Source organism: Pseudomonas sp. Sample_24 (assembly GCF_004307605.1).
Lineage (GTDB): Bacteria > Pseudomonadota > Gammaproteobacteria > Pseudomonadales > Pseudomonadaceae > Aquipseudomonas.
The window spans coordinates 1-1,468 of the sequence record NZ_RCNW01000471.1; the positions used below are offsets into that span (position 1 = coordinate 1).

The following is a 1,468-nucleotide window of genomic DNA, read 5'->3' on the forward strand; positions in this document are numbered from 1 at the left end:
ATCAGAAGAAGCCCAGCGGATTGATGTCGTAGCTCACCAGCAGGTTTTTGGTCTGCTGGTAGTGATCGAGCATCATCTTGTGGGTTTCACGGCCGACGCCGGATTTCTTGTAGCCGCCGAACGCGGCGTGCGCCGGGTACAGGTGGTAGCAGTTGGTCCAGACACGACCGGCCTTGATGGCGCGGCCCATGCGATAGGCGCGGTTGATGTCGCGGGTCCAGAGGCCGGCGCCGAGGCCGAACTCGGTGTCGTTGGCAATCGCCAGGGCTTCGGCTTCGTCCTTGAAGGTGGTGATGCTCACCACCGGGCCGAAGATTTCTTCCTGGAACACGCGCATCTTGTTGGTGCCCTTGAGCAGTGTCGGCTGGATGTAATACCCGCTCGCCAGGTTGCCCTCGAGTTTTTCCACCTTGCCGCCGGTCAGCAGTTCGGCGCCTTCGCCCTTGGCGATTTCCAGGTACGAAAGGATTTTGTCGAATTGCTGCTCGGACGCCTGGGCGCCGACCATGGTGTCGGTGTCCAGCGGGTCGCCACGTTTGATCTGCAGGACCTTCTTCATCACCACGGCCATGAACTCGTCGTAGATCGACTCTTGCACCAGCGCCCGGGATGGGCATGTGCAGACTTCGCCCTGGTTGAAGAACGCCAGCACCAGGCCTTCGGCGGCTTTTTCGATGAACGACGGTTCGGCCTGCATGATGTCTTCGAAGAAGATGTTCGGCGACTTGCCACCCAGCTCCACGGTGGACGGAATGATGTTTTCCGCCGCGCATTTCATGATGTGCGAGCCGACCGGGGTCGAGCCGGTGAAGGCGATCTTGGCGATGCGCTTGCTGGTGGCCAGCGCTTCACCGGCTTCTTTGCCGAAGCCTTGCACGATGTTCAGCACGCCCGGTGGCAGCAGGTCGCCGATCAGTTCGACCAGCACGGTAATGCCCAGCGGTGTTTGCTCGGCAGGCTTGAGCACCACGCAGTTGCCGGCGGCCAGCGCCGGGGCGAGTTTCCATGCGGCCATCAGGATCGGGAAGTTCCACGGGATGATCTGCCCGACCACGCCCAGCGGTTCATGGATGTGATAGGCCACGGTGTTGCCGTCGATTTCTGCGGCGCTGCCTTCCTGGGCGCGCAGGCAACCGGCGAAATAGCGGAAGTGGTCGGCGGCCAGCGGAATGTCGGCGTTGAGGGTTTCACGCACGGCTTTGCCGTTGTCCCAGGATTCAGTGATTGCCAGGGTTTCGAGGTGCTGTTCGATGCGGTCGGCGATTTTCAGCAGCACCAGCGAGCGGGCCTGGGCGGACGTGGCGCCCCAGGCATCGGCGGCCGCGTGGGCAGCGTCCAGGGCCTTGTCGATGTCTTCGGCCGTGGAACGGGGGAATTCGGCAATCGGTTGGCCATTGACTGGCGAAGTATTGGTGAAGTACTGACCTTTGACAGGCGCGACGAACTCGCCGCCGATGTAGTTACCGTA

1 protein-coding gene is annotated in these 1,468 nt (G+C 61.9%); it reads right to left on the minus strand.

The features are described from left to right. Nucleotide 1: 1 nt before the first annotated feature. A partial coding sequence (locus D8V06_RS27050) for an aldehyde dehydrogenase family protein (RefSeq protein WP_130907408.1) occupies nucleotides 2-1,468 on the minus strand: 1,467 nt, incomplete at its 5' end.